This window comes from Bradyrhizobium sp. USDA3516 (assembly GCF_057651995.1).
This window is the reverse complement of the sequence record NZ_JBYGYN010000005.1, coordinates 370421-394672: the sequence shown is the minus strand read 5'-3', so window position 1 is coordinate 394672 and position 24252 is coordinate 370421. Positions and strand designations below refer to the sequence as shown.

Sequence of the window (24252 nt, the reverse complement as noted above, 5' to 3'; positions counted from 1 at the left end):
CCGGGACCCAGGCGTTCCGAACACGCGGCAGCATGGGCCCCGGCTCTGCAGCGCACCGCTAAGAGGCGCTGCGCTGCGTCCGGGGCACGGAGCGCCAGATCGACAGCCTCAATCTTGGATCTTCGAGAAATCCGCCACCGCGCGCGTGGCGCTGCGGATCTCGTTGAGCAGTTTCAGGCGGTTCTCGCGCACCTTCGGATCGTCGTCGTTGACGCGCACCTTGTCGAAGAACGCATCGACCGGCGGGCGCAGCTTGGCAAGCGCGCTCATCGCGGCGGCGAAGTCTTCCTTGGCGACGGCAGCGCTGGCTTCCGCCTTGACCTCACCGATTGCCTTGGCCAGTGCCTTCTCCTCCGCGAGGCTGTAGAGCACGGCGTCGGGCGCGCCGTCGAAGCTGCGCTTGTCCTTTTTCTCCTCGATCGAGAGGATGTTGCTGGCGCGCTTGGTGCCGGCGAGCAGGTTCTTGCCGTCGTCAGTATCGAGGAATTTTCCGAGCGCCTCGACGCGGCGGACGATCATCAGGAGATCATCCTGGCCGCCGAGCGCGAACACCGCGTCGACAAGATCGTGGCGTGCGCCCTGCTCGCGAAGCTGGACCTTGAGGCGATCGGCGAAGAAGGCCAGCAGATCGCTCGGAAGCTTCGAGGCATCGGCCGGCTTCACCGACAAGCCGGCGAGCGCTGATCCCGCCACCTTTATGAGCGACAGACGCAGCGCGTTCTCGGCAATCAATCGGATCACACCGAGCGCTGCGCGACGCAATGCATAAGGGTCTTTGCTCCCCGTCGGCTTCTCGTCGATCGCCCAGAACCCAACCAGGGTATCGATCTTGTCCGCGAGCGCCACCACGACGCTGACCGGATCGGTCGGAACGCGATCGGCAGGGCCTTGCGGCTTGTAGTGTTCCTCGCAGGCGGCGGCGACGGAGGCGTCCACGCCCTGCGCCAGCGCGTAGTACTTGCCCATGAGGCCCTGCACTTCGGGGAATTCGCCGACGACCTCCGTCAGCAAGTCGGCCTTGGCGAGATGCGCCGCACGCGTGGCCTTGGCGACATCGGCACCAACCAGCGGCGCGATCTCGGCGGCGAGCCGCTCGATCCGCTTGATGCGCTCGGCCTGCGTTCCGAGCTTCTCGTGAAACACGATCTGCTCGAACTTCGGCAGCCGGTCCTCGAGCCTGGTCTTGAGATCGGTCTCGTAGAAGAACTTCGCATCGCTCAGGCGCGCACGGATGACGCGCTCGTTGCCGGCGATGATGGTTTTGCCGCCGTCGGTCGCCTCGATATTGGCGACCAGGATGAACTTACTCGCGAGCTTGCCCGTCTTGGGGTCGCGCACGACAAAGCACTTCTGGTTGTTGCGGATGGTGGCGCGGATGACTTCATCGGGAGTCTTCAAGAACTCCGGCTCGAACGAGCCCATCAGCACGACGGGCCATTCGACGAGGCCGGCGACCTCGTCGAGCAGGTTCTGGTCCTCGACCAGCTCGAAACCTTGCGCGAAGGCGAGCTGCTTGGCGTCGGTGAGGATCGCGTCCTTGCGGCGCTCGGGGTCGAGCACGACTTTTGCGGCAAGAAGCTTCGCCTCGTAGTCCTCGAAGCGGCGCACCTGGATAGGCGCCGGCGCGAGAAAGCGGTGGCCGTAGGTGATCCGGCCGCTCTCGATGCCGTCGACCTCGAACTTCACGACATCGGGCTCTTCGGTCTCGAGGCCGAAGGTCGCGGTGATCGCGTGCAGCGGACGCACCCAGTTCAGCGAGCCCGGCTTGCCCGAGCGCGCGCCCCAGCGCATCGATTTCGGCCAGGGGAAGGTGCGGATGATGACGGGCAGGATTTCCGCGAGCACGTCGATCGCATCGCGACCCGGCTTCTCGATCAAGCCGATGTAGAAATCGCCCTTGGGGTCGCGCTGGATTTTGGCTTCGTCCAGCGACTTCAGACCGGTTGCCTTGAGGAAGCCCTGCACGGCCGCATCGGGCGCGCCGACCTTCGGGCCACGGCGTTCGGTCTTCAGATCAGGCTGGCGCGCGGGGATGCCGTGCACGGTGAGCGCAAGGCGACGGGGCGTCGCAAACGCCTTCGCGCCCTCGTAAACCAGGCCTTCGGCAACCAGCTTGTCGGTGACCATGCGGCGCAGATCGTCGGCCGCCTTTCCTTGCATGCGCGCGGGGATTTCTTCCGAGAACAGTTCAAGCAAAAGATCGGGCATCAGGCCGCTCCGCCCGCTTCAGTGTGGATCCAGGCCTCGCCGCAGGCTTTTGCCAGCTCGCGCACGCGCAGGATGTAGCTCTGCCGCTCGGTCACGGAGATCACGCCGCGGGCATCGAGCAGGTTGAAGACGTGGCTCGCCTTGATGCACTGGTCGTAAGCCGGCAGCGCCATCAGATGCTGTTTCCGGTTGCCGCCTTCGCGCCAGCCTGCGTCGAGATATTTCCTGCAGGCCGCCTCCGCCATCTTGAACTGCTCGAACAGCATCGCGGTGTCAGCGACTTCGAAATTGTGCCGTGAATATTCCTGCTCGGCCTGCAGGAACACGTCGCCATAGGTGACCTTCTGATCACCGTCGCGCCCATTGAAATTGAGGTCGTAGACGCGGTCGACGCCCTGCACATACATCGCGAGGCGCTCGAGCCCGTAGGTGAGCTCGCCCGCGACCGGCGCGCATTCAAAGCCGGCGACCTGCTGAAAGTAAGTGAACTGGCTGACCTCCATGCCGTCGCACCAGCATTCCCACCCGAGGCCCCAGGCGCCCAGGGTCGGGCTCTCCCAGTCGTCCTCGACGAAGCGGATGTCGTGCACGGCGGAATCGATGCCGATCGCGGCGAGCGACTTCAGGTACAGCTCCTGAAGGTTCGGCGGCGACGGCTTCATGATCACCTGGAACTGGTAATAATGCTGCATCCGGTTCGGGTTCTCGCCGTAGCGGCCGTCCTTGGGCCGCCGGGAGGGCTGCACATAGGCGGCGTTCCAGGGCTTTGGCCCGAGCGCGCGCAGCGTGGTCGCCGGATGGAAGGTGCCTGCGCCCATCTCCATGTCGTAGGGCTGCAGGATCACGCAGCCCTGCTCGGCCCAGAACCGCTGGAGCGCGAGGATGAAGCCCTGGAACGAGCGTTCCGGGCGCATATGGGCGGGCAATGAGGCGTCCATCGTCAGATCAGGCTCTCGCGGGGGGTTTTGAATCGCGCGGGACCGTATCGACGGCGGGGATGGGAATCAAGGCGAAGGGGGCCGGAAACGGCCGTCATTCCGGGGCGCCCGCAGGGCGAGCCCGGAATCCATTGCGCCGCTCGCTCCGTGGTTCGATGGATTCCGGGTTCTCGCTTCGCGAGCCCCGGAATGACGAACGCATGGAGGTGTGCCCTAACCCGGGCGGTAAGCTCCGGTCACCGGGTCACGCTTGAGTGTCTTCATATCCCCCGCAGGAGCGGCCTCGGTGACGCGCGACAGGCGCATCTCCTCCAGCTCCTGGTTTTGATCCGGACAGCGGTCTTGTAGGCCCAGCGGACCACGGCAAGCCCGCCCAGGACGCCCGCGAAAGCGACGAACGGCGGCATCGGTCGATCCTTATTCATGCTCAGCCCCCACGCCCATTGTCGCGCAGTCGGAGCTGCGCCGCAATTGGCCCGCAAAGGACCAAATGGCGCGGCAGTGCGAACGCTAGAACCCGAATTTCGCCCAGATCGCCCGTGTTTCGACCGCCGAGATCAGCTCGTCCGGCAGCCCGGCCATTGATTCCAAAGCCGAAAGCTGCCCCGCGCCGGGCGATTTCCGGCCCAAAAGGCCGGAGAGCAGCCCGGTCGGCTGCGCGATCACGGGGGTGAGAACCTTCTCGCCGTAGCGGGCACGAAGAGTTGAGCGGAGATCGCCGATGCTGTCTGCGAGCCCCAGTTCGATGGCGCTTTCGCCGGCCCAGTATTCGCCCGTGAACAGCGTGTCGTCGGCTCCCTTCAGCCGGGCGCCACGGCTCTCCTTGACCAGCGCGATGAAGATCTGGTGGATCTCGCGCTGGATCGCCTTCAATCGCGCGACGTCGTCGGGGTTCTCCGGAAGGAACGGGTCGAGCATCGCCTTGTGCTCGCCCGACGTGTAGAGGCGCCGCTCGATGCCGAGCCGCCTGATCGCCTCCTGGAAACCGAAACTGCCGCCGACCACGCCGATCGAGCCGAGGATCGAGGAGGGATCGCAGATGATCTCGTCGCCGGCGCAGGCGATCATGTAGCCGCCCGAGGCCGCGACGTCCTCGACGAACACGAGCACGGGCAGCTTCTTCTCCGCGGCGAGCTGCTTGATGCGCAAGAAGATCTGGCGCGACTGCACCGGCGAGCCGCCGGGCGAGTTGATCACCAACGCCACCGCCTTGGCGTGTCGATAGGAAAATGCGCGCTCGAGCACCCGCGCGACGCCGGCAAGCGTCAGGCCCGGACGCAGCGGCGTCACCGCACCGATTACACCCGACAGCCGCACCACCGGCACGACCGCCGTGCCGGGACGAAACCGCGCCGGCAGATACTGCATGAGCTTGTCGGCCAGGCCGGAACTCTCACGATCGTTCAATTGTTCGGCCATGGCCTTACCTCTGATTAACCATTTCTTATCACGCGAGTGTCATTGAAAGTGCCTGGAATGTGTTTTGCAGAATCCGCGTTGGAAGGCTGCAATAGGCAGCGGAAGGAAACGCCATGAAGATCTATCTGCTGTTGCTGCTGATCGGTGCGCTCTTCACCGCTATCCGCTTTACGGCCCCGCAAGAGCAGCAGACGGAATCGCTTTCGCAGTAAGCCGTCACGGCCTCGCCAGCGGCAACGCCGCCCTCCCCTCCAGAATATCCCTCATCTCTTTTTTAGGCCCGTTTAACGCGTCGTTGAGCATGAGGCCCGGCAGCAATCGCGTCGGTGCCCGGCCGCCTTTGACTGCGCGCACCAGCACGCGGATCGCGGGCTTCCCCGCTTCGCCATGAACCGGCAGGATCGCAAGGCTGCCGAAGCCGCGTGATAGCGCTGCCATGACGTCGCCAATTCCATCCGCGCGCCAGATCAGGGTCAGCACGCCGCTCGATCGGAGAAGGCGCCGGGCTGCATGCACCCACGCATGCAGCGTCTCCTCCCTCGCCACATGCGCGGTGTGGCGCGCCTGATCGGGTGAGCCGCGATGGCGTGCGGGGTCGTTGAAGGGCGGGTTCATCAATACGGCGTCGGCGCTGTCGGGCAGGAGTCCGTTTGCTGCAAATGCCTGCGCGTCGGCGGTGACGTCGAGCACGATGGCCTCGGCAGCAATCGTGTTCGCCGCGGCGTTGGCCCGCGCGAGCTCAGCCAGTTCCGGATCGATCTCGACGAGGCTCAGCCAGATCCCGGCGACGCGCCGCGCCAGCGCAAGCCCTGCCGTGCCGACGCCGGCGCCAAGCTCGACCACGCGGTCACCCGCCTTCGCGTCGGTCGCCGCTGCGAGCAGGACGGCGTCGTGCCCGGCGCGGTGGCCTGACCGCTTCTGCATCAAGCGCAACTGCCCGCCGAGAAACGCGTCCTCGGTCATATCCGCAGCCTCAATCATCGCCGCGCAGTTCGTGGCTGAGGCCGGCCTCGGTGAGGAGCGCCCTCGCCTCCGCGGCGTCGTCCTCATGAACCAGGATCCGCCGCGGCAAGATGCCGAGCGAGCCCTCGATGATGCTCATGTTCTGGTCCAGCACCAGATGATGGATGTTGGCGCCGTCGAGCAGCGCGCCAATCGCCGACACCAGCACCATATCGTTGGTCCGAACCAATTCACGCAAAACGGAGGTCTCCTGCCTGAAAGTGGCTAACGCGGCAAATGTCAATGGTTCCGCGGCCCTTGCCGCATCCGCCGTCAGTTTCTATTGTATTTCCATCAGAATAGCCCTTCCGGGGCAAATATTGGAGACCGGCGTGGCCGTCATCGTACCTTTCGAAACCCCCGGCGCGTCGATCGAAGAGCTGGTTGCCCTTGTCGCTCCCGATATGGAGCGCGTCAATGCCACGATCCTGTCGCGGACCGGCTCCGACGTGACCATGATCCCGGAAGTGGCCAACCACCTGATCTCCTCGGGCGGCAAGCGCCTGCGCCCGATGCTGACGCTCGCCATGGCCAACCTCGCCGGCTACGCCGGTGACGGCCATATCAAGTTAGCTGCCAGCGTCGAGTTCATGCACACCGCGACGCTCCTGCACGACGACGTGGTCGACGAGAGCGAGATGCGCCGCGGCAAGCTCTCGGCCCGCATGCTCTGGGGCAACGAGGCGAGCGTGCTGGTCGGCGACTTCCTGCTCGGCCAGGCCTTCCGCATGATGGTCGAGGTCGGCTCGCTGCGTGCGCTCGACATCCTCTCCGCGGCCGCCGCCACCATCGCCGAGGGCGAGGTGATGCAGCTTGCGGCCGCCAAGAACACCGCGACCACGGAGGATGAATATCTCGCCGTGATCCGCGGCAAGACCGCCGAATTGTTCGCCGCCGCCTGCGAGGTCGGCCCCGTGATCGCGAACCGCCCGAAGGCGGAGCAGACCGCCTGCCGCTCGGTCGGCATGAATCTCGGCATCGCCTTCCAGCTCGTCGACGACGTGCTGGACTATGGCGGCAAGAGCGCCAAGCTCGGCAAGAACACCGGCGATGATTTCCGCGAAGGCAAGATCACGCTGCCCGTCGTGCTCGCCTTCCGCCGCGGCAACGACACCGAGCGCGCGTTCTGGATCCGGGCGCTCGAGCGCGGCGAGATCGGCGATTCCGATCTCGATCACGCCATCGGCCTGATGAACAAGCACCGCGCGCTCGAGGACACGCTGATCCGCGCCCAGCACTACGGCGCCATGGCCGTGGATGCGCTGGCGCTGTTCCCGCCCTCGCCGATGAAGAGCGCGCTGGAGCAGGTCGTGGCGTTCTGCTTGGCACGGTCGCATTAGGCGACTGACGCTCACGCTTTGCGCGCTCTCTCCACCCGTCATTGCGAGCGTAGCGCAGCGATCCGGAATCCCGCCGCGGAGACGGTCTCGACTGCTTCGCTACGCTCGCAATGACGGAGTACGCCGCGACGGTACCGCTCGCTCTCGTGTCCCGGACGCGCTGCAGCGTGAAACGCTGCTGCGCAGGGCCGGACCCATGCGACATCCGCAATCATGATCAACATGGGCCCCGGCTCTGCAGCGCACCGCTAGGAGGCGCTGCGCTGCGTCCGGGGCACGAGAGCGCGCTTCATCTCACCAGCAGAACCCAGCCTCATCCGCTCTACATGCCTCTCCATGCAGTCACTTGCATTTTGCAAGTTACTGCCCTACCTTGCCCGCCATGCAGCCCAAATCCCCTTCCATCCTGGAATGCCCGGTCGGCCGCGCGGTGGAGACGGTCGGCGAATGGTGGAGCATCCTGATCCTGCGCGATGCGTTTCAGGGGGCGACGAAATTCGACGAGTTCTCGCAAAGCCTCGGCATCGCGCCGAACATCCTGTCGCGGCGGCTCGCGCATCTCACCGCAAGCGGCATGTTCGTGCGCCGCCGCTATCAGGAGCGCCCGCCGCGCTACGAATATGTGCTGACGGACAAGGCGCGGGATTTCTTCCCCGTGATCGCGACACTGCTCGCCTGGGGCAACAAGCATCTCGCGCCGAAAGGCGAATCCATCCTGCTGGCGAACCGGAGCGACGTCCGCCCGATCGAGCCGATTGTGGTCGATGCCGCCGACAAGCGCCCGATCACGCTGGCCAATGCGGTGGTCGTCGCAGGTCCCCGCGCCAGCCGCGGCATGCGCGCACGGCTTGCTTCGCTCAAGGCCATGAACCCGGCCGTGGCGCCGGCTGGAGACTGACATGCGTCGTATCGTGGTGACGGGAATGGGCGCGGTGTCGCCGCTTGGCTGCGGCGTGGAACTGACGTGGCGGCGGCTGCTGGCCGGACAAAGCGGGCTGCGCCCGTTGCCGAAATGGGCAGAGGCGCTGCCGGCGCGCATCGCAGGCCTCGTGCCCGACAAGGCCGATGATGCCGAAGGCGGCTTTGACCCGGCGCAGGCTGCCGCGCCGAAGGACCAGCGCAAGATGGACCGCTTCATCCTGTTCGCTCTGCTCGCCACGGCGGAAGCCGTCGCACAGGCGAAATGGATGCCGCAGGACGCTGCCGCGCTCGAGCGCACCGCGACCATCATCGCTTCCGGCGTCGGCGGCTTTCCCGCCATGGCGGAGGCGGTGCGCATCACCGCGCAACGCGGCGCGCGGCGGCTCTCGCCGTTCACGATCCCCTCTTTCCTTGCCAATCTCGCCGCCGGCCACGTCTCGATCAAGTACGGCTACAAGGGCGCATTGGGCACCCCGGTCACGGCCTGCGCCGCCGGCGTGCAGGCGATCGGCGATGCCGCGCGCCTGATCCGGTCAGGCGAAGCTGATGTTGCGATCTGCGGCGGCGCGGAGGCCTGCATCGACATCGTCAGCCTCGGCGGCTTTGCGGCGGCGCGTGCCCTGTCGAGCGGCTTCAACGACGAGCCCGCGCGCGCCTCGCGTCCGTTCGATCGCAACCGCGACGGTTTCGTGATGGGCGAAGGCGCCGGCATCCTGGTGATCGAGGCGCTGGAGCATGCGCAGGCGCGCGGCGCGACGCCGATCGCCGAGATCGTTGGCTACGGCACGACCGCGGACGCCTATCACATGACATCAGGACCGCCCGATGGGGACGGTGCCCGCCGCGCCATGGAGATCGCACTTCGGCAGGCCAAGCTTGCGCCCGCGGATGTGCAGCACCTGAACGCGCACGCGACCTCGACACCGGCCGGCGACGAGAGCGAGCTCGGCGCCATCGCCGCGCTGTTCGGCCGCAACCGCGCCATTGCCGTGAGCGCGACCAAATCGGCCACGGGGCACCTGCTCGGCGCCGCCGGCGGGCTGGAAGCGATCTTCACCGTGCTCGCGTTGCGCGACCAGATCGCGCCGCCCACGCTCAATCTCGAAAACCCCGATGCGGGCGCTGAAGGCATCGATATTGTCGCAGGTAGCGCGCGGCCGATGCCGATGCAGCATGCCATCTCCAACGGGTTCGGCTTCGGCGGAGTGAATGCCAGCGTGATCTTGCGTCGGCTGGGCTAAGCAAGAGGCCTTGCAATCGCCGCTCGCTCCGCTACGAAAACGGGATGATCGAAACCAATTTCTGGCTGTTCCTGGCCGCAGCCCTCCTCATTGCCGCCATTCCCGGCCCCGGCATCTTTTACGTCGCGGCGCGAACCTTGTCGGAGGGGCGTGGCAGCGGCTTCGCCTCGACCGCGGGCACGGCGCTGGGCGGCCTGGTTCACGTCGTGGCGGGCAGCCTCGGCATCTCCGCCATCATCCTGGCCAGCGCGGAGCTGTTTGCCGCCGTGAAATTCGTCGGCGCGCTCTATCTGGTCTGGCTCGGCATCAAGACCTTTCGCAGCGCCGGCAACAACCTGTCGTTCGGGAGCGAGCCGATCGGCGACAAGCGCGCGTTCCGCGACGGCGTGCTGGTCGAAGCGCTCAATCCGAAGACCGCGGCGTTCTTCCTCGCCTTCATTCCTCAGTTTCTCGATCCGTCGGACTCGAACCCGACTCTGCAATTCATCCTGCTGGGTACGATTTCGGTGGCGCTGAACACCCTCGCCGATGTCGTGGTGGTGCTGATGGCCTCGGCGACGCGCGCGCAACTGACCGGACGGCCGCTTCTGATGCGTCGCCTCACGCAGGGCTCCGGCGTCTTCATCGCCGGTCTCGGCCTCTCGCTCGCTTTGGCGCGGCGGCCGGCAAATGGCTAGCGCCCCGCAAAGCCGCTTCTATGAATCGCACGGCCTGCGGCTGCACTACGCCGACTGGGGCAACGAGGGCGCACCCGTCGCCGTCCTGGTGCACGGTGGCCGCGATCATTGCCGAAGCTGGGATCACATCGCGCGTTCGCTGCAACCGCATCTTCGCGTCGTCGCGCCCGACCTGCGCGGTCACGGCGAGTCCGACTGGACGAGAGGCGGCAGCTACGCGCTGACGGAATACGTGTACGATCTCGCGCAGCTGGTTCGCACCTTGGCCACGCCTCAGATCACTCTCATCGGCCATTCGATGGGCGGCATGGTGAGCCTGATCTTTTCGGGCGCATTCCCCGAACAGGTCACGAGGCTCGTCGTCCTCGACGGCGTGACCATGTTGCCCGATACACCGAAGCCGGCGGCGCATGAGCGCATCGGCAAATGGGTCGGCCAGCTCGACAGACTGCACGACCGCACCCCGCGCCGCTATGCGACGCTCGAAGACGCCGCCGCGCAGATGATGCTGCACAACAAGCGTCTCGCGCGCGACCTCGCGCTGCATCTCGCCAGGCATGGCGCACGGCAGAACGAGGACGGCAGCTACAGCTGGAAGTTCGATCCCTATCAGCGCGCCTCTGCGCCACACCGGCTCTGGCCCGACGATCACATTGAGCTGTGGTCGCGGATCGCGTGTCCGACTCTGCTGCTCAATGCCGGCGAAAGCTTTCTGGCGGGCGCCAGGGCCGCCGGCCTGGAGCGATACTTCCAGAACGCGCGCGTCAATACCATCGCCGGGGCAGGACACTGGCTGCAGCACGACAAGCCGCAGGAGGTGTTGGGTGAGATCCGGAAGTTTCTGGGATTGGCTGAGGACAGCGCGGGTTAGCACAACTCTATCCACGTCATTGCGAGCGCAGCGAAGCAATCCAGACCGTCACCGCTAAGAGATTTCCGGATTGCTTCGCTGCGCTCGCAATGACGATTAGAACTAGCTCAACGTGCCCGCATGCACCCACCAGCCGGGGTGATCGCGCCGGATCTTCTCGGCCGCGGCATGTGCCTCCGCAGGCGCGCCGTAGATCGCAAAACACGTCGCGCCCGAGCCGGACATGCGTGCGAGCTTGACGCCGGCGGAATCGCGCAAGGCGTCCAGCACCTCGCCGATCACAGGCTCGATGCGCAGCGCGGGCGCTTCGAGATCGTTGGCGACGGTGTCGAGAACCTCGACCCAATCGGAAATCGAGCCGCCTTCGCCGGGCCAGGCCGGCGCGCGAATGACGTCGGTAACGCCGACCAGGAGCTCGCCACTGCGCAGGCCCAGCGCCTGGAACACGTCCTTGGTCGCAACCGGCACGCGCGGATTGACCATGACGCAAGGCATGCTCGGCAGCGCGAGCGGCAGCAGCTGCTCGCCGACGCCGGTCATGTCGCAGGCGCGCGAGAGGAGGCACACCGGCACGTCGGCGCCGGTCGCGAGCGCGACCTTCTGAATGCGGGGATCATCGAGCGACAAATCGTTGATACGCGCCAGGAGCCGCAGCGCGGCCGCGGCGTCCGCCGAACCGCCGCCGATACCGGCAGCGACGGGGAGCACCTTGTCGAGCGCGAAGGCGCCCAGCTTCAGTCCAGGGATGGCCTCGGCAAGCAACTTGGCGGCCTTGAGCACGAGATTGTCGGCGGTGTCGCCGCAGGCGGCAGCCAGCGGCCCGGTCGTGGTGAGCTTCAGCTCCCCGCCCGGCTCCAGCGCGAGCCGGTCGGCGCAGTCGGCAAACGCGACCACGCTTTCGAGATCATGATAACCATCGGCACGACGGCCGACGACGCGAAGGCTCAAATTGACCTTCGCCCGCCCCTCTTCAATCAACGCCGACATTGGCGATCAGCCCCCAAAGACTCACTTGTTTGCGCATGATCTGATCGGAAAACCGCTACACGCTTTGCGCTAACGCGGCCCTTCGGGTCCGGATCATGCGCTCTCTTAGCCGCCCTTGCCGTCGTCCTTCTTCTTCTCGGCCTGCGCCGCAGAAGAGTTCGAATTGTCGTCGGGGAGGCCATTGGCGATCTTGGCCTCGATCTTCGGCAGCTCTTCCGGCTCGGGCTTGAGATCGCGCGCATGCGACCACTGGAATTTTGCCTCCAGCGTACGGCCGACGCGCCAATAGGCGTCGCCGAGGTGGTCGTTGATGGTGGGATCCTCGGGCTTGAGATCGATCGCGCGCTCGAGGTTCTTCACCGCCTCCTCGAAATTGCCGATGCGGTAATAGGCCCAGCCGAGGGAATCGACGATGTAGCCGTCGTCGGGACGCTGCTCGACGGCCCGCTTGATCATCTTCATGCCTTCGTCGAGATTCACGCCCTGGTCGATCCAGGAATAGCCGAGATAGTTGAGAACGTGCGGCTGGTCGGGCTGCAGCTCCAGCGCCTTCTTCATGTCGGCCTCGGCCTTGGCCCATTGCTTGGAGCGCTCCTGGCAGATACCGCGATAATAGTACCAGACGCTGTTGGCCTTGTCGTTGCCGGGCGGCAGCACCTCGATGCCTCGCGAATAGGTCGCGCCGCAATCGCCGAACCGCTTGCGGCCTCGCTCGATGTTGCCGAGCGCCATGATGGCTTCGAGGTCCTTGGGATCCTCCGTCGTGACGCCCTTGAGGATCTTGATCGCCTCGTCGGTGCGGTCGGCGGAATCGAGATCGATGGCGAGCTGAATCTGCGCATTGCGCTTGAGCGGCGAGTTCGCGGGCACGCGCTCGTAGACCTTGATCGCCATCTTCGGCCGCTTGACGGATTCGTAGAGATCGGCGAGCGACAGCAGCGCCAGCGGATGGCTCGGCTGCAGGTAGAGCGAGAGCTGGAGATAGACCAGCGCCAGATCCTCGCCGCCGCGTCGGGTCAGCGTCGCGCCGATGCCGTAGAGCGCTTCGGCGGCGCCGGCCTGCGCGGAATCGACCAGCGGCGGCATCTTCTTGCCGGCCTTGGTCTCGCGCAGGCCTTCCTGGATCAGCGGATGGCGTGCGAGCTTCTTGTCGAAGGCCTGGTAGATATTGGTGGCCGCGGCGGAATCCTTGTTGCGCGACAGCCAGCGCGCATAGGCCTCGGTCACGCGCAGCATGGAATCGTCGAGCTTGTAGGCGCGCTCGAAGCGCGCGCCGGCGTCCTTCTCCTTGCCGGAGAGCTCCAGGATCATGCCGGTGTGGAGGTCCTTGAACAGCGGATACCATTCCGGACCTGTCAGCTTGTCGATGGTGGCGACACCACCCTTGGCATCGCCCGCGCCATAGGCGGCCCAGCCCGACAGCAGCGTGGCGACGAGGTCGGTGATCGGACCACGGATCGACTGGTTGATGTTGGTCTGCGCCGCGACGTACTTCTTCAGCTTGAGATCGTGCACGCCGACGACGAGACGGGCAACGCGGTTGGTCTTGTCGATGGTGAGAATGCGCTCGGCGAGCTTGACCGCCTCGTCGATATCGCCGTCGGCGACCGACGAGATGAAAGCACGGTCGAGCAATTCGTTGTTCTTGGGATCGGTGCGGAGCGCCGAACGGTAGAATGCGGCGGCCGAGGCCGCGTCGCGCTCGACGCTGGCATGGCGGGCGGCGAGATAGCTGCCGGCACCGGTGAGCGACTTCAGATCGTTTCGCGTCGGAAACTGCGCCGCCGTGTTCTCCGGGTGATCCGGCGTCTGCGCCAGGACCGCGCCGGGGACCGTCGCGATCGCGGTGCCCATGAGGGCGATGGCGGCAGCAGTCCAGCGGTTGAAACGATTTGAAGACATCAGGGCTCGCCTTGAGTTGGTGGTGCCTGGGGCAGAAGGCCGTATCGCAAGCGAACGCAGCCGGTGACATCCGGGCCCGGAACCGTCAGGCCGACAATGCCGCTTTTGGCGCTTCGCCGCAAGGATTCGGACCCGAGAAGATCCCCTCCGCACGCCCAAACCGGCTCATTGAAACCGCGCCAGCGCCCCAAGACGCCGCCACTATGGCCTTATCGTGGCCGCGGCGGGTCGCCGCAGCTTGATCCTCACGGGAACGTGCGCCTGGTCACCCGTGCGATGCGCCCCTCACATCGCCTCGTAGTTCGGGCCGCCGCCGCCCTCGGGGGGAACCCAGGTGATGTTGCCGTTGGGATCCTTCACGTCGCAGGTCTTGCAGTGGACGCAGTTCTGGGCGTTGATCTGGAAGCGCGGGCCGGAGCCCTCCTCGATCCATTCATAGACGCCGGCTGGGCAATAGCGGTTCGAGGGGCCGGCATAGACGTCGTGCTCGGAGCTCCTCTGGAGGTTCATGTCGGTGACCTTCAGATGGATCGGCTGGTCCTCCTCGTGATTGGTGTTGGACAAGAACACCGAGGACAGCTTGTCGAATGTGATCTTGCCGTCGGGCTTCGGGTAGTTCCTGGGCGCGTGGTTCTTGGCCGGATCGAGAGTGGCGCGGTCGGGCTTGGCGTGCGACTGCGTGCCGAACAGGGAGGCGCCGAACAGCGTATTGCACCACATGTCGAAGCCGCCGAGCGCGACGCCGAGCACGGTGCCGAACTTCGACCACAGCGGCTTGACGTTGCGAACCAGGAACAGGTCTTTGCCGACGGACGAGGAGCGCCAGGCATTCTCGTATTCGACGAGCTCGTCATTGGCGCGGTCGGCGGCGAGCGCGGCCGCAACGTGTTCGGCAGCCAGCATGCCGGTGCCCATCGCATTGTGCACGCCCTTGATGCGCGGCACGTTGACGAAGCCGGCCGCGCAGCCGATCAGCGCGCCGCCGGGGAAGCTCAGCTTCGGCACCGACTGATAGCCGCCCTCGGTGATCGCACGAGCCCCGTAAGCGAGCCGCTTGGCGCCCTCGAAGGTGCCACGGATCGAGGGATGGGTCTTGAAGCGCTGGAATTCATCGAACGGGGACAGATAGGGATCGTCGTAGTTCAGATGCACGACGAAGCCGACGGCGACGAGATTGTCATCATAATGATAGAGGAACGAGCCGCCACCGGTCTTGAGGTCAAGCGGCCAGCCGAATGAATGCTGGATCAAGCCCTTCTGGTGCTTGGCGGGATCGATCTGCCAGACTTCCTTGAGCCCGATGCCGAATTTCGGCGGCTCGCTCTTGGCGTCGAGCGCGAACTTGTTGATGAGCTGCTTGGTCAGGCTGCCACGGGCGCCTTCGGCGAACAGCGTGTACTTGCCGAGCAATTCCATGCCGCGGGTGAAGGAATCCTTCGGCTTGCCGTCGCGGCCGATGCCCATGTCGCCGGTTGCGATGCCCTTGACCTTGCCTTCCTCGTCATAAAGCACTTCCGCCGCCGCAAAGCCCGGATAGATCTCGACGCCGAGCGCCTCGGCCTTGCGCGCCAGCCAGCGGCAGACATTGCCGAGCGAGCCGATGTAGCAGTGGTGGTTGTGCATCAGCGGCGGCATGATGAAGGCCGGCAGCTTGATCGCGCCGCCGCCGGTCATCCAGTAGAAGCGGTCGTCCTTGACCTGCGTCTTCAGCGGGCAGTCGGCATCCTCGCGCCAGTCCGGGATCAGCTTGTCGAGGCCTGCGGGATCGATCACGGCGCCCGAGAGGATGTGCGCACCAACCTCGGAGCCCTTCTCCACCACGACGACGTTGAGCTCGGCGTTGAGCTGCTTCAGCCGGATCGCGGCCGACAGACCCGACGGGCCGGCGCCGACGATGACGACGTCGAATTCCATGGATTCGCGCGGGGGAAGTTCTTCGGTGCTCATTTGATCTCAGCCCTTGAGACGGTCCTTGGTCGTTTGCGCCCTCTTGTTTCCGATTTTTCCGGGTAGGACAACCTCGGAATCGCGTTCCGCCGGGATGCAAGGCGGTCCAAGGTGATATAAAAGTCAGACTTTCCATGATCCCCGAACCCGCACCCACCGTCCGAGAGCTGCTCGCCTTCTACCTGGAGGCCGGTGTCGACTGCGCGCTTGCGGAGGAACCGATAGACCGCCTGGCGGAAATCGATGCGCCGCCACCCAGCCCGCGCGCGGCCCCGCCAGCCGAAGCGCCGCGCCCGGTCGCCGCGCCCGCGGTCATGCGCGGCGAAGCCGCACCTGCACCGGACGTCGCCATCGCCTCGGCACGCGAGGCCGCGCGCACCGCGCCGACCCTGGAGGCACTGCGCGAGCTGATGCAGAACTTCGATGGCTGCGCGTTGAAGCACACCGCGACGCGGCTGGTGTTCGCCGACGGCAACCCGCAGGCGCGCATCATGTTCGTCGGCGAGGCGCCCGGACGCGACGAGGACATCGAGGGACTGCCCTTCGTCGGGCGCAGCGGCAAGCTGCTCGATCTGATGTTAGGAGCCATCGGCCTCAACCGCACCACCGCCTATATCGCCAACGTCATTCCCTGGCGGCCGCCCGGCAACCGCACGCCGACGCCGCAGGAGACGCAAATCTGCCTGCCCTTCATCCAGCGCCAGATCGAGCTGGTGAACCCCGACGTGCTGGTGACGCTCGGCAATCCCTCGACACAGACGCTGCTGTCGACCCGCGAAGGCATCATGCGCACGCGCGGGCGCTGGTTCGACTACGACACCGGCCAGCGCACCATTCGCGCGCTGCCGACGTTCCATCCGGCCTATCTGCTCCGCTCGCCATCGTACAAGCGATTGGCCTGGCAGGATTTGCGGGCGATCGCGAAGGCTCTGGCGGGATAGATCTCGTAGGGTGGGCAAAGGCGCACTTGCGCCGTGCCCACCATCGCTCCGGGTCATTGATGCGTGGTGGGCACGCTCCGCTTTGCCCACCCTACGGCGGCGGCGTCTGTCGCTACGTCCCCTTCGGCCGCACGATGGCCCAGCCGATGCGCAAGAGCTGCTGGCGGCCGGTCACCAGCCATTCAAAGGCGCGCGGGACTTCCGGCACGATGCCGGGAAAGCGCTTGACGATCTCCGGCGGCGGCGTGCCGGCTGTATCGGAAGCGCGCCAGACCACGACGCCGCCGGTCTCGCTGAACTTGGTCTGGTTCATCCACGGCGTCCGCGCGGGGGCGGCGTCGATGAACAGATGCGGCCGGCCCGAATGCAGCGCGATCAGGCTGGCGAGCTGGGTCTCGCCGGCGACGGCGCGCAGGCGATGGTTGGTGCGGCGGGCGAAGCTCTCGTCGAAGAAATCCGAGATCGCGCGCGCCGGCATCGAGGTCGCAATCTCGCCAGTGCCTGTCCAGGGTATGAACAGGACGGCGAGCACCACGCCGGCGGCCGGCGCGGCGACGGCGGCGGCCCACACAATACGCAGCATGCGCGCGCGGCGCATCGCAATGAGATCGCCGGCCGCGACGACCACGGCAAGTCCCGACATGATCAGCACGACGCCGGGACCGCCGACGACGGACTCGAGCCCGAGCAGGCCGGAGATCAACACAGCGCCGAGCGGCAGAGCGAACGCGAAGAAATAGACGAAGTTGCGCGCGAGCGGCTCGACCGGCGGGCGGTAGATGATCGGCGGCTCCTCGCCCTTGCCGGCGACAACCCCGGTGTTGAGAAAGGTCAGCGCCGGGATCGCAGCCGCCCCGAGCACGAGGCCGCCGAGCAGCCAGGCCGCATGCAGCGCGCGGTCGTTGAGCTCGGCGACCGGCGGCAAGCCCGGCAGCGTCAGCGTCTCGGCACGCATCAAAAAGACCGCATAGGGCAGCGCCAGCACGGCGACGACGATCAGCGCAAACAGCGGATCGAGCCCGCGCAACGTCCGGCGGCCGCCGGCGGTCGAGACCGCGAAGACGACGATGAGCAGCAGCAGAAAGATCGCGGCCGGCGTCGTCAGCAGCAGCAGGCCGGCTTCGATCGACCAGGCAAACCAGGCATTGCCGCGGCGCTGGCCGATGATCTGCCAGGAGTGCAGCAGCAAGAGCGCCCAGAGCGGCCGCGCCAGGATCAACGGGCCGAAGTCCAGCGCCGATGAGGAGAAGGCCAGCACCGTCATGGTCAGGAGCACGGCGAGCACCGCCTGCTGCGAGCCGACCACGGCACGGGAGAGATGATAGAGCGCGATGAAGGTCGCGATCTCGCAGAGCTGGGCGAGCACATAGACGCCGAACATGTGGCCGCCGGCGGCGCGATAAGCGATGTCGGCGAGCCAGACCGCAAGCGGCGGGCCGAGATCGGTGCCAACTTGGTATTCCCTGCCGAAGGCCAGAAGGGTCGCGAGATTGCCGGGCGGGCTGCGGTAGACCACCAGCGCCACGAACAGCCACATCAAAGCCTGCAGCAGCACGGCAATCCAAACGATCAGCCGCGGCCGGGCGCGAATGAGCTCGATGACCAGGGAGGTAAACCGCATGCAACGTCCGAAGGTGCAGCCAACCCGTCCAGCCGGCCCTATTCGCTCACGTCTGTTTTGATAAAGGGCGCTGCGCGTCGTGGCAACTTCGGTTTGCTCGTCATGCCCGGCTTGTCCCGCCTGCGCGGCCGAAGCCGCTTCGGCGAGGCGAAGGCCCGGGCATCCACGTTCTTCGTGCCGCTGGCAAGACCTGGATGGCCGGGTCAAGCCCGGCCGTGACGGATGGGAAAGCTGCAGGAGGATCGCTAGAGATTTACTGACGCATCGATCTCGACGCTCGCCTCCAGCTGCACCTCGACCTCGGTCACCGAGAACAGGTCCTGCACCGGCTCGACGGTCCAGGGCATGTGCTTGGCGCGGGCGGCGGCGACGGGGGCGAAGAAGCTGCGGTGGTGGATGGAGGGGCCGAGGCGATCGAGCGCATCGAGATGCTCGGGGACGGCGTAGCCCTTGTGCTGCTCGAAGCCGTAGCCGGGGCAGTCCTGCGCCAGCGCGCACATCAGCCGGTCCCGGGTGACCTTGGCGACGATGGAGGCCGCGGCGATCGAGAGCACGATGCCGTCGCCGCCGATCACGGCCTCGCAATCGCAATTCGTATCGAGCCGGTCGCGGCCGTCGACGAAGACGTGGCGGGGCGCCTCCGGCAGGGCCATTACGGCGCGCTTCAGCGCCCACAGCGAGGCGCGCAGGATGTTGTCGCGGTCGATTCGCGCCGGCGAGGCAACGGCGACCGAGACCTGCGCGGTGGCGCAGATCTTGTCGAACAGCTTTTCGCGCTCCTCGGCGGTCAGGCGCTTGGAATCGTCGATGCCGCGGGGAATCCGGTCGGGATCGAGAATCACCGCGGCAGCCACCACGGGACCTGCGAGCGGGCCGCGGCCGGCCTCGTCGCAGCCCGCGACCGGCCAGACGCCGCGCTTGATCAGCGCGCGCTCGCGGCGGAAGCTGGGGGGCGCAACGGCGATGATGCCCTTCTTGCCGGCAGGAACCTTCGCAGCGTCAGCTGCAGAGATCTTGGCCGCCTTGGCGGGCGCAGCCTTGTTCGCGGCCTTCTTCTTCGGCGCGTCTTTGGCTGGGGTCTTGGCGGACTTGTCCCGAATCATGGCCGGGATCGTGCGCCAGGGGGCTTTGGCAGCGCAACCCGGAACCCAGGATATTCCCGTTATTCAGGCCGGCCGCACTGCCGCGCCGCCCCTCAGAACAGGCTGAGCTGGTCGCCGTTCCGCTTCGGCCGCGCGAAGTGATCCGTCGTCAGCTTGGAGCGCCGCTTGTTGAGGCCGAGCCTCTCGCAGGCGATCTCAAAGCGCCGGCCGATGGTCCAGGCCATCGGTCCGGTGCCCTTCATCCGCTCGCCCCATTTGGCGTCGTAGTCGCGCCCGCCGCGCATGTCGCGGATCAAGGTGAAGACGTGGCGATAGCGGTCCGGATAGTTCGCCATCAGCCATTCGCGGAAGAGATCGCGCACTTCCAGCGGCAGCCGCAGCAGCACATAGGCGGCTTCCTTGACGCCAGCATGGGCGGCGGCATCGAGGATGCGCTCGATCTCGGAATCGTTCAGTGCCGGGATCACTGGCGCGACCATCACCGTGGTGGGAATGCCGGCCTCCGAGAGCTGCTTCAGCGCCTCCAGCCGCTTCGGCGGCGTCGAGGCCCGCGGCTCCATGGTGCGCGCCAGCTTCGGATCGAGCGAGGTGACCGAGATCGCGACCTTGGCGAGGTTGCGCTTGGCCATCCGCTGGAGAATGTCGATGTCGCGGAGCACCAGGGCCGACTTGGTGACGATGCCGACCGGATGCGAGGTGCGCTCCAGCACTTCCAAAATGCCGCGCATGATTTTGCGCTCGCGCTCGATCGGCTGGTAGGGATCGGTATTGGTGCCGATCGCGATCATCCGCGGCTCGTAGCCGGGCGCCGCAAGCTCCTTCTCGAGCAGCGAGGGCGCGTCGGGCTTGGCGAACAGCTTCGATTCGAAGTCGAGCCCGGGCGACAGGCCGAGATAGGCATGGGTCGGTCGCGCGAAGCAATAGACGCAGCCGTGCTCGCAGCCGCGATACGGATTGATCGAGCGGTCGAAGCCGATGTCGGGGGAATCGTTGCGGGTGATCACCTTGCGCGAGGTGTCGATGGCGACACTGGTCTTGAACGGCGGCAGTTCGTCCAGGCTCTGCCAGCCGTCATCGAACGCGACGCGCGCCTCGGCCTCGTAGCGGCCGCTGGCATTGGATTGTGCGCCCCGCCCGCGCCTGCGCGCGCGGTCGATGGCGACGCCCAGCTCGGGGAAATCCGAAGGCGCACCCGCCGGCTCGGAGGGCGCCGTGACCGGCGGGTGCTTGAGAGCATGAGAGGATGCTGGACTCATGCAGCCAAGATAGCACGACATAGGAACAAATCAAGAACGCAAACCAAAAACGTGAAAACAACCCCATGCACAGTAGAGCTGCCCAAACTTCGCGCGTCCGCCTTTGACCTCACGCAACACGGCCGTCACGACCGTCCCGTTTCATGGCGGGCGGATCGATCGCCCCGGAACCGGGTTGGTGACGATCGCGAAGTGAAGGTCGGCAGGAACATGACAATCCAACAAAAAACGGCCGAAGCGAGCAGCGACCTCGATCTGCTCGATCGCTATTGGCGCGCCGCCAATTACCTCTCGGTCGGGCAAATCTACCTGCTCGACAATCCGCTGCTGCGCGAGAAGCTGCGGCCCGAGCACATCAAGCCGCGTCTGCTGGGTCATTGGGGCACGACGCCGGGCCTGAACTTCATCTACGCCCATCTCAACCGCGTCATCCGCGCGCTCGATGTCAGCGTGATCTATGTCTGCGGTCCCGGCCATGGCGGCCCGGGCATGGTCGCCAACACCTATCTCGAAGGCAGCTACAGCGAAATCTATCCCGATATCGCCCGCGATGCGGATGGATTGCGCAAGCTGTTTCGGCAGTTCTCCTTCCCCGGCGGTATCCCGAGCCACGCCGCGCCGGAAACGCCGGGCTCGATCCACGAAGGCGGCGAGCTCGGCTACGCGCTGGTGCACGCCTATGGCGCGGCATTCGACAATCCGGATTTGATCGTCGCCTGCGTGGTCGGCGACGGCGAGGCCGAGACCGGGCCGCTGGCCGCGTCCTGGCACTCGAACAAGTTCCTGAACCCCGCCCATGACGGCGCGGTGCTGCCGATCCTGCATCTCAACGGCTACAAGATCGCAAATCCCACCGTGCTGGGACGGATGAAAGATGCGGAGATCCGCGACCTCTTCCGCGGGTTCGGCCACGAGCCGCTGTTCGTCACGGGCGACGATCCCAAATTGATGCACCAAGCCATGGCCGATGCGCTCGACGTCGCATTCGCCAGCATCCGCTCGATCCAGCAACACGCCCGCGACGGCCGCGAAAGCGTCGAGCGGCCGCGCTGGCCGATGATCGTGCTGCGCAGCCCGAAGGGCTGGACCGGCCCGAAAGAGGTCGACGGCAAGAAGGTCGAGGGCTTTTGGCGCGCGCATCAAGTGCCGGTCGCAGGCTGCCGCGAGAACCCGGCGCATCTCAAGGTGCTCGAAGACTGGATGCGCAGTTACGAGCCGGAAAAGCTGTTCGATGGCAACGGCGCGCTGATGGCCGAGCTTCAGGCGCTCGCGCCCGAAGGCGTCAGGCGCATGGGCACCAATCCGCATGCCAATGGCGGCCTTTTGAAGAAGGAGCTGAAGCTGCCGGACTTCCGCCGCTTCGCGATCGACGTGCCGCAGCCCGGCGAGGTCGTGGCGGAAGCGACGCGCGAGCTCGGCAAATTCCTGCGCGACGTCATTCGCCTGAACGCGGACGCGCGCAATTTCCGCATCATGGGCCCGGACGAGACGGCATCGAACCGGTTAGATGCCGTGTTCGAAGCCACCGAACGCGTCTGGATGGAGCCGACCGAGCCTTATGACGTGCATCTCGCCCAGGACGGCCGCGTCATGGAAGTGCTGAGCGAGCATCTCTGCCAGGGCTGGCTGGAGGGCTACCTGCTCACCGGACGGCACGGCTTCTTCTCCTGCTACGAGGCCTTCATCCACATCGTGGATTCCATGTTCAACCAGCACGCCAAATGGCTGAAGGTGACGCGGGAGCTGCCGTGGCGGCGTCCGATCGCCTCGCTCAACTATCTCCTGACCTCGCATGTCTGGCGCCAGGACCACAACGGCTTCAGCCATCAGGACCCCGGTTTCGTCGATCTCGTCGCCAACAAGAAGGCCGACATCGTCCGCATCTACTTCCCGACGGATGCCAACACGCTGCTGTGGATCGCCGACCATGCCTTACGCACCTACAACCGCATCAACGTGATCGTCGCCGGCAAGCAGCCGGCGCCGCAATGGCTGTCGATGCAGGACGCGGCGACGCATTGCGACGCCGGCATCGGCATCTGGACCTGGGCGGGAACGGAGGACGGAAAGGGCGAGCCCGACGTCGTGATGGCCTGCGCCGGCGACGTGCCGACGCTGGAGACGCTCGCCGCCGTCGACCTCCTGCGCAAGGCGCTGCCGGACTTGAAGATCCGCATCGTCAACGTGGTCGACATCATGACGCTGCAGCCGCGCGAGCAGCATCCGCACGGCCTGTCCGACCGCGACTTCGACGGCCTGTTCACGCGCGACAAGCCTGTGATCTTCGCCTATCACGGCTATCCCTATCTCATTCACAGGCTGACCTATAATCGCACCAACCATGCCGGCATGCATGTGCGCGGCTTTGTCGAGGAGGGCACCACGACGACGCCCTTCGACATGGTCGTGCTCAACGGGCTCGACCGCTACCACCTCGCGATCGAGGCGATCGAACGCGTGCCGGGACTTGCGGCCAAGGCTGCGCGGGTGAAGCAGCAGTTCCGCGACAGGCTGATCGAGCACTCCCGCTATGTCCGCGAACACGGCGAGGACATGCCTGAGATCCGCGACTGGGTCTGGCAGAACAGCGCCGGCGGCAGCATGCCGACTGAGGCCGGCGACTAGCGATGCCGGATACGGTCCTCGTCCTCAACTCGGGGTCGTCGAGCATCAAGTTCGGCCTGTTCGATATCGCGGCGGCCGAGCCTGCCCTGCTGTGCAAGGGCCTGCTGGACGAGCACGAGGCCAAACCCCGGCTGGTGGTGAAGGGCCCTGCAGGCGAAGCCCCGTTCGAAACAAGCAAGCAGGCGTCTGACGAAGCCGGCGGCCATCTGTTCGCGGACGTGCTCGGCTTCCTCGAGGGCCGGTTCGGTGGACACAGCCTGCGCGCCGTCGGCCACCGTATCGTTCACGGCGGGCCGGATCATTCAGGCCCGGTGGTCCTGACCGACGACATCATTGCGCAGCTTGAGGCGTTGACGCCGCTCGCGCCGCTGCACCAGCCGCGCTGCCTCGCGCCGGTGCGCACGCTGGCGGCGATCCGGCCCGGACTGACGCAGATCGCGTGTTTCGACACCGCCTTCCACCACGGCCTCGCGCCGCCGGCGAGCCGCTTCGCCATTCCCAGGCGATTCGCGGCGCGTGGGATCAGGCGCTACGGCTTTCACGGCCTCTCGTTCGAATATGTCGCCGGGCGCCTGGCCGAGATCGCGCCGGAGCTCGCGGCCAAGCGCACTGTCATCGCACATCTCGGCAATGGCGCCAGCCTCTGCGCCTTGCGCGATGGCCGCAGCATCGACACCACGATGGGGCTGACGCCGCTCGACGGCCTCGTGATGGGCACGCGTTGCGGTGCGATCGATCCGGGCGTGCTGCTCTATCTGCAACAGCACGAGAACATGTCGGCCCGGGAGGTTCAGCACCTGCTCTATCACGAGTCAGGCCTGTTCGGCGTCTCCGGCATATCCGCGGACATGCGCACGCTGCTGGCGAGCCACGAGGCTGCGGCGCGTGAGGCCGTGGATCTCTTCACCTTCCGTGCGGCGCAGCAGGTCGCGATGATGGCAACAACGCTCGGCGGTCTGGACTGCCTGATCTTCACCGGCGGCATCGGCGAGCATGCCAAGGAAATTCGCAGCGCGATCGGCGAGCGTCTCGCCTGGATGGGTGTGCGCATCGATGCCGCAAGCAACGATGCCGCGCGCGAGCGCATCGACAGCAACGACAGCATGGTCGCGGTCTTCGTCATTCCGACCGGCGAAGAGATCATGATCGCGCGCCATTGCACTGATCTGATCCGCGGACGCCACGTCACGTGACATTTTTATGAATGATCTGCCGCAATGCTGCCGCCGCGTCTTCGCGGCATAGAGACGGCA

General features: G+C 66.1%; 19 protein-coding genes and 1 pseudogene. 8 read left to right on the top strand and 12 right to left on the bottom strand.

Annotated elements, in window-relative coordinates; all coding sequences use genetic code 11:
• Positions 1–108 precede the first annotated feature (108 nt).
• From glyS to AC24YW_RS18835, 6 genes and pseudogenes are all read right to left on the bottom strand, one after another.
• Complete coding sequence (gene glyS / locus AC24YW_RS18860) at positions 109–2208, bottom strand: glycine--tRNA ligase subunit beta (RefSeq protein WP_487484115.1); 2100 nt, start codon at positions 2206–2208, stop codon at positions 109–111.
• Positions 2208–3146, bottom strand: coding sequence for a glycine--tRNA ligase subunit alpha (locus tag AC24YW_RS18855; RefSeq protein ID WP_487484114.1), 939 nt, complete (start codon positions 3144–3146; stop codon positions 2208–2210). The genes glyS and AC24YW_RS18855 overlap by 1 nt, the downstream gene beginning before the upstream one ends.
• Positions 3147–3359: 213 nt before the next feature.
• Positions 3360–3553 (bottom strand): annotated as a pseudogene (locus tag AC24YW_RS18850) (hypothetical protein).
• Positions 3554–3656: 103 nt separating this feature from the next.
• The gene (locus tag AC24YW_RS18845) at positions 3657–4565 is read right to left on the bottom strand and encodes a S49 family peptidase (protein ID WP_487484113.1); all 909 of its coding nucleotides are present in this window, start codon (positions 4563–4565) and stop codon (positions 3657–3659) included.
• 216 nt (positions 4566–4781) lie between these two features.
• The gene (locus AC24YW_RS18840) at positions 4782–5546 is read right to left on the bottom strand and encodes a tRNA1(Val) (adenine(37)-N6)-methyltransferase (RefSeq protein ID WP_487484112.1); all 765 of its coding nucleotides are present in this window, start codon (positions 5544–5546) and stop codon (positions 4782–4784) included.
• Positions 5539–5766 (bottom strand): putative signal transducing protein, encoded by a 228-nt coding sequence (locus AC24YW_RS18835; protein ID WP_439373790.1) that lies wholly within the window; start codon positions 5764–5766, stop codon positions 5539–5541. The genes AC24YW_RS18840 and AC24YW_RS18835 overlap by 8 nt, the downstream gene beginning before the upstream one ends.
• A 133-nt stretch (positions 5767–5899) precedes the next feature.
• Here AC24YW_RS18835 and AC24YW_RS18830 point away from each other — a divergent pair, with 133 nt between their 5' ends.
• The 5 genes from AC24YW_RS18830 (at position 5900) to AC24YW_RS18810 (ending at position 10617) form a co-directional block, all read left to right on the top strand.
• Positions 5900–6907, top strand: coding sequence for a polyprenyl synthetase family protein (locus AC24YW_RS18830; protein ID WP_487484111.1), 1008 nt, complete (start codon positions 5900–5902; stop codon positions 6905–6907).
• A gap of 382 nt (positions 6908–7289) precedes the next feature.
• Complete coding sequence (locus tag AC24YW_RS18825; RefSeq protein ID WP_487484110.1) at positions 7290–7805, top strand: winged helix-turn-helix transcriptional regulator; 516 nt, start codon at positions 7290–7292, stop codon at positions 7803–7805.
• A 1-nt stretch (position 7806) separates the two neighbouring features.
• Positions 7807–9069 carry a beta-ketoacyl-ACP synthase II gene (gene fabF / locus AC24YW_RS18820; RefSeq protein WP_487484109.1) on the top strand — a complete coding sequence of 421 codons (1263 nt, stop codon included), beginning with the start codon at positions 7807–7809 and terminating at the stop codon, positions 9067–9069.
• 44 nt (positions 9070–9113) lie between these two features.
• On the top strand, positions 9114–9746 hold the full coding sequence (locus AC24YW_RS18815; RefSeq protein WP_487484108.1) for a LysE family translocator: 633 nt from the start codon (positions 9114–9116) through the stop codon (positions 9744–9746).
• Positions 9739–10617, top strand: a complete 879-nt coding sequence (locus AC24YW_RS18810) for an alpha/beta fold hydrolase (RefSeq protein WP_487484107.1) — start codon at positions 9739–9741, stop codon at positions 10615–10617. The genes AC24YW_RS18815 and AC24YW_RS18810 overlap by 8 nt, the downstream gene beginning before the upstream one ends.
• A 102-nt stretch (positions 10618–10719) precedes the next feature.
• On the opposite strand, the gene AC24YW_RS18805 is transcribed toward AC24YW_RS18810, so the two are convergent.
• The 3 genes from AC24YW_RS18805 to AC24YW_RS18795 all read right to left on the bottom strand — a co-directional run bounded on the left by AC24YW_RS18805 (position 10720) and on the right by AC24YW_RS18795 (position 15453).
• The gene (locus AC24YW_RS18805; RefSeq protein WP_487484106.1) at positions 10720–11604 is read right to left on the bottom strand and encodes a 4-(cytidine 5'-diphospho)-2-C-methyl-D-erythritol kinase; all 885 of its coding nucleotides are present in this window, start codon (positions 11602–11604) and stop codon (positions 10720–10722) included.
• 105 nt (positions 11605–11709) lie between these two features.
• Positions 11710–13506, bottom strand: coding sequence for a tetratricopeptide repeat protein (locus tag AC24YW_RS18800; protein ID WP_487484105.1), 1797 nt, complete (start codon positions 13504–13506; stop codon positions 11710–11712).
• Between the two features lie 285 nt (positions 13507–13791).
• Positions 13792–15453 (bottom strand): electron transfer flavoprotein-ubiquinone oxidoreductase, encoded by a 1662-nt coding sequence (locus tag AC24YW_RS18795; RefSeq protein WP_487484104.1) that lies wholly within the window; start codon positions 15451–15453, stop codon positions 13792–13794.
• Positions 15454–15587: 134 nt separating this feature from the next.
• On the opposite strand from AC24YW_RS18795, the gene AC24YW_RS18790 reads away from it, so the two are divergent.
• Positions 15588–16394, top strand: a complete 807-nt coding sequence (locus AC24YW_RS18790; protein WP_487484103.1) for a uracil-DNA glycosylase — start codon at positions 15588–15590, stop codon at positions 16392–16394.
• A gap of 112 nt (positions 16395–16506) precedes the next feature.
• Here AC24YW_RS18790 and AC24YW_RS18785 read toward each other — a convergent pair whose 3' ends face one another.
• The 3 genes from AC24YW_RS18785 to AC24YW_RS18775 all read right to left on the bottom strand — a co-directional run bounded on the left by AC24YW_RS18785 (position 16507) and on the right by AC24YW_RS18775 (position 20374).
• Positions 16507–18015, bottom strand: coding sequence for a glycosyltransferase family 39 protein (locus AC24YW_RS18785; protein WP_487484102.1), 1509 nt, complete (start codon positions 18013–18015; stop codon positions 16507–16509).
• A gap of 245 nt (positions 18016–18260) precedes the next feature.
• Positions 18261–19118 carry a ribonuclease HII gene (gene rnhB, locus AC24YW_RS18780; protein ID WP_487484101.1) on the bottom strand — a complete coding sequence of 286 codons (858 nt, stop codon included), beginning with the start codon at positions 19116–19118 and terminating at the stop codon, positions 18261–18263.
• Positions 19119–19210: 92 nt separating this feature from the next.
• A complete protein-coding gene (locus tag AC24YW_RS18775) occupies positions 19211–20374 on the bottom strand; it encodes a PA0069 family radical SAM protein (RefSeq protein ID WP_487484100.1) in 1164 nt (387 codons plus the stop codon).
• Between the two features lie 210 nt (positions 20375–20584).
• Between AC24YW_RS18775 and AC24YW_RS18770 the strand changes: the two genes are divergently transcribed.
• Positions 20585–22999 carry a phosphoketolase family protein gene (locus tag AC24YW_RS18770; protein WP_487484099.1) on the top strand — a complete coding sequence of 805 codons (2415 nt, stop codon included), beginning with the start codon at positions 20585–20587 and terminating at the stop codon, positions 22997–22999.
• Positions 23000–23001: 2 nt separating this feature from the next.
• The gene (locus AC24YW_RS18765; protein ID WP_487484098.1) at positions 23002–24192 is read left to right on the top strand and encodes an acetate/propionate family kinase; all 1191 of its coding nucleotides are present in this window, start codon (positions 23002–23004) and stop codon (positions 24190–24192) included.
• Positions 24193–24252 lie beyond the last annotated feature (60 nt).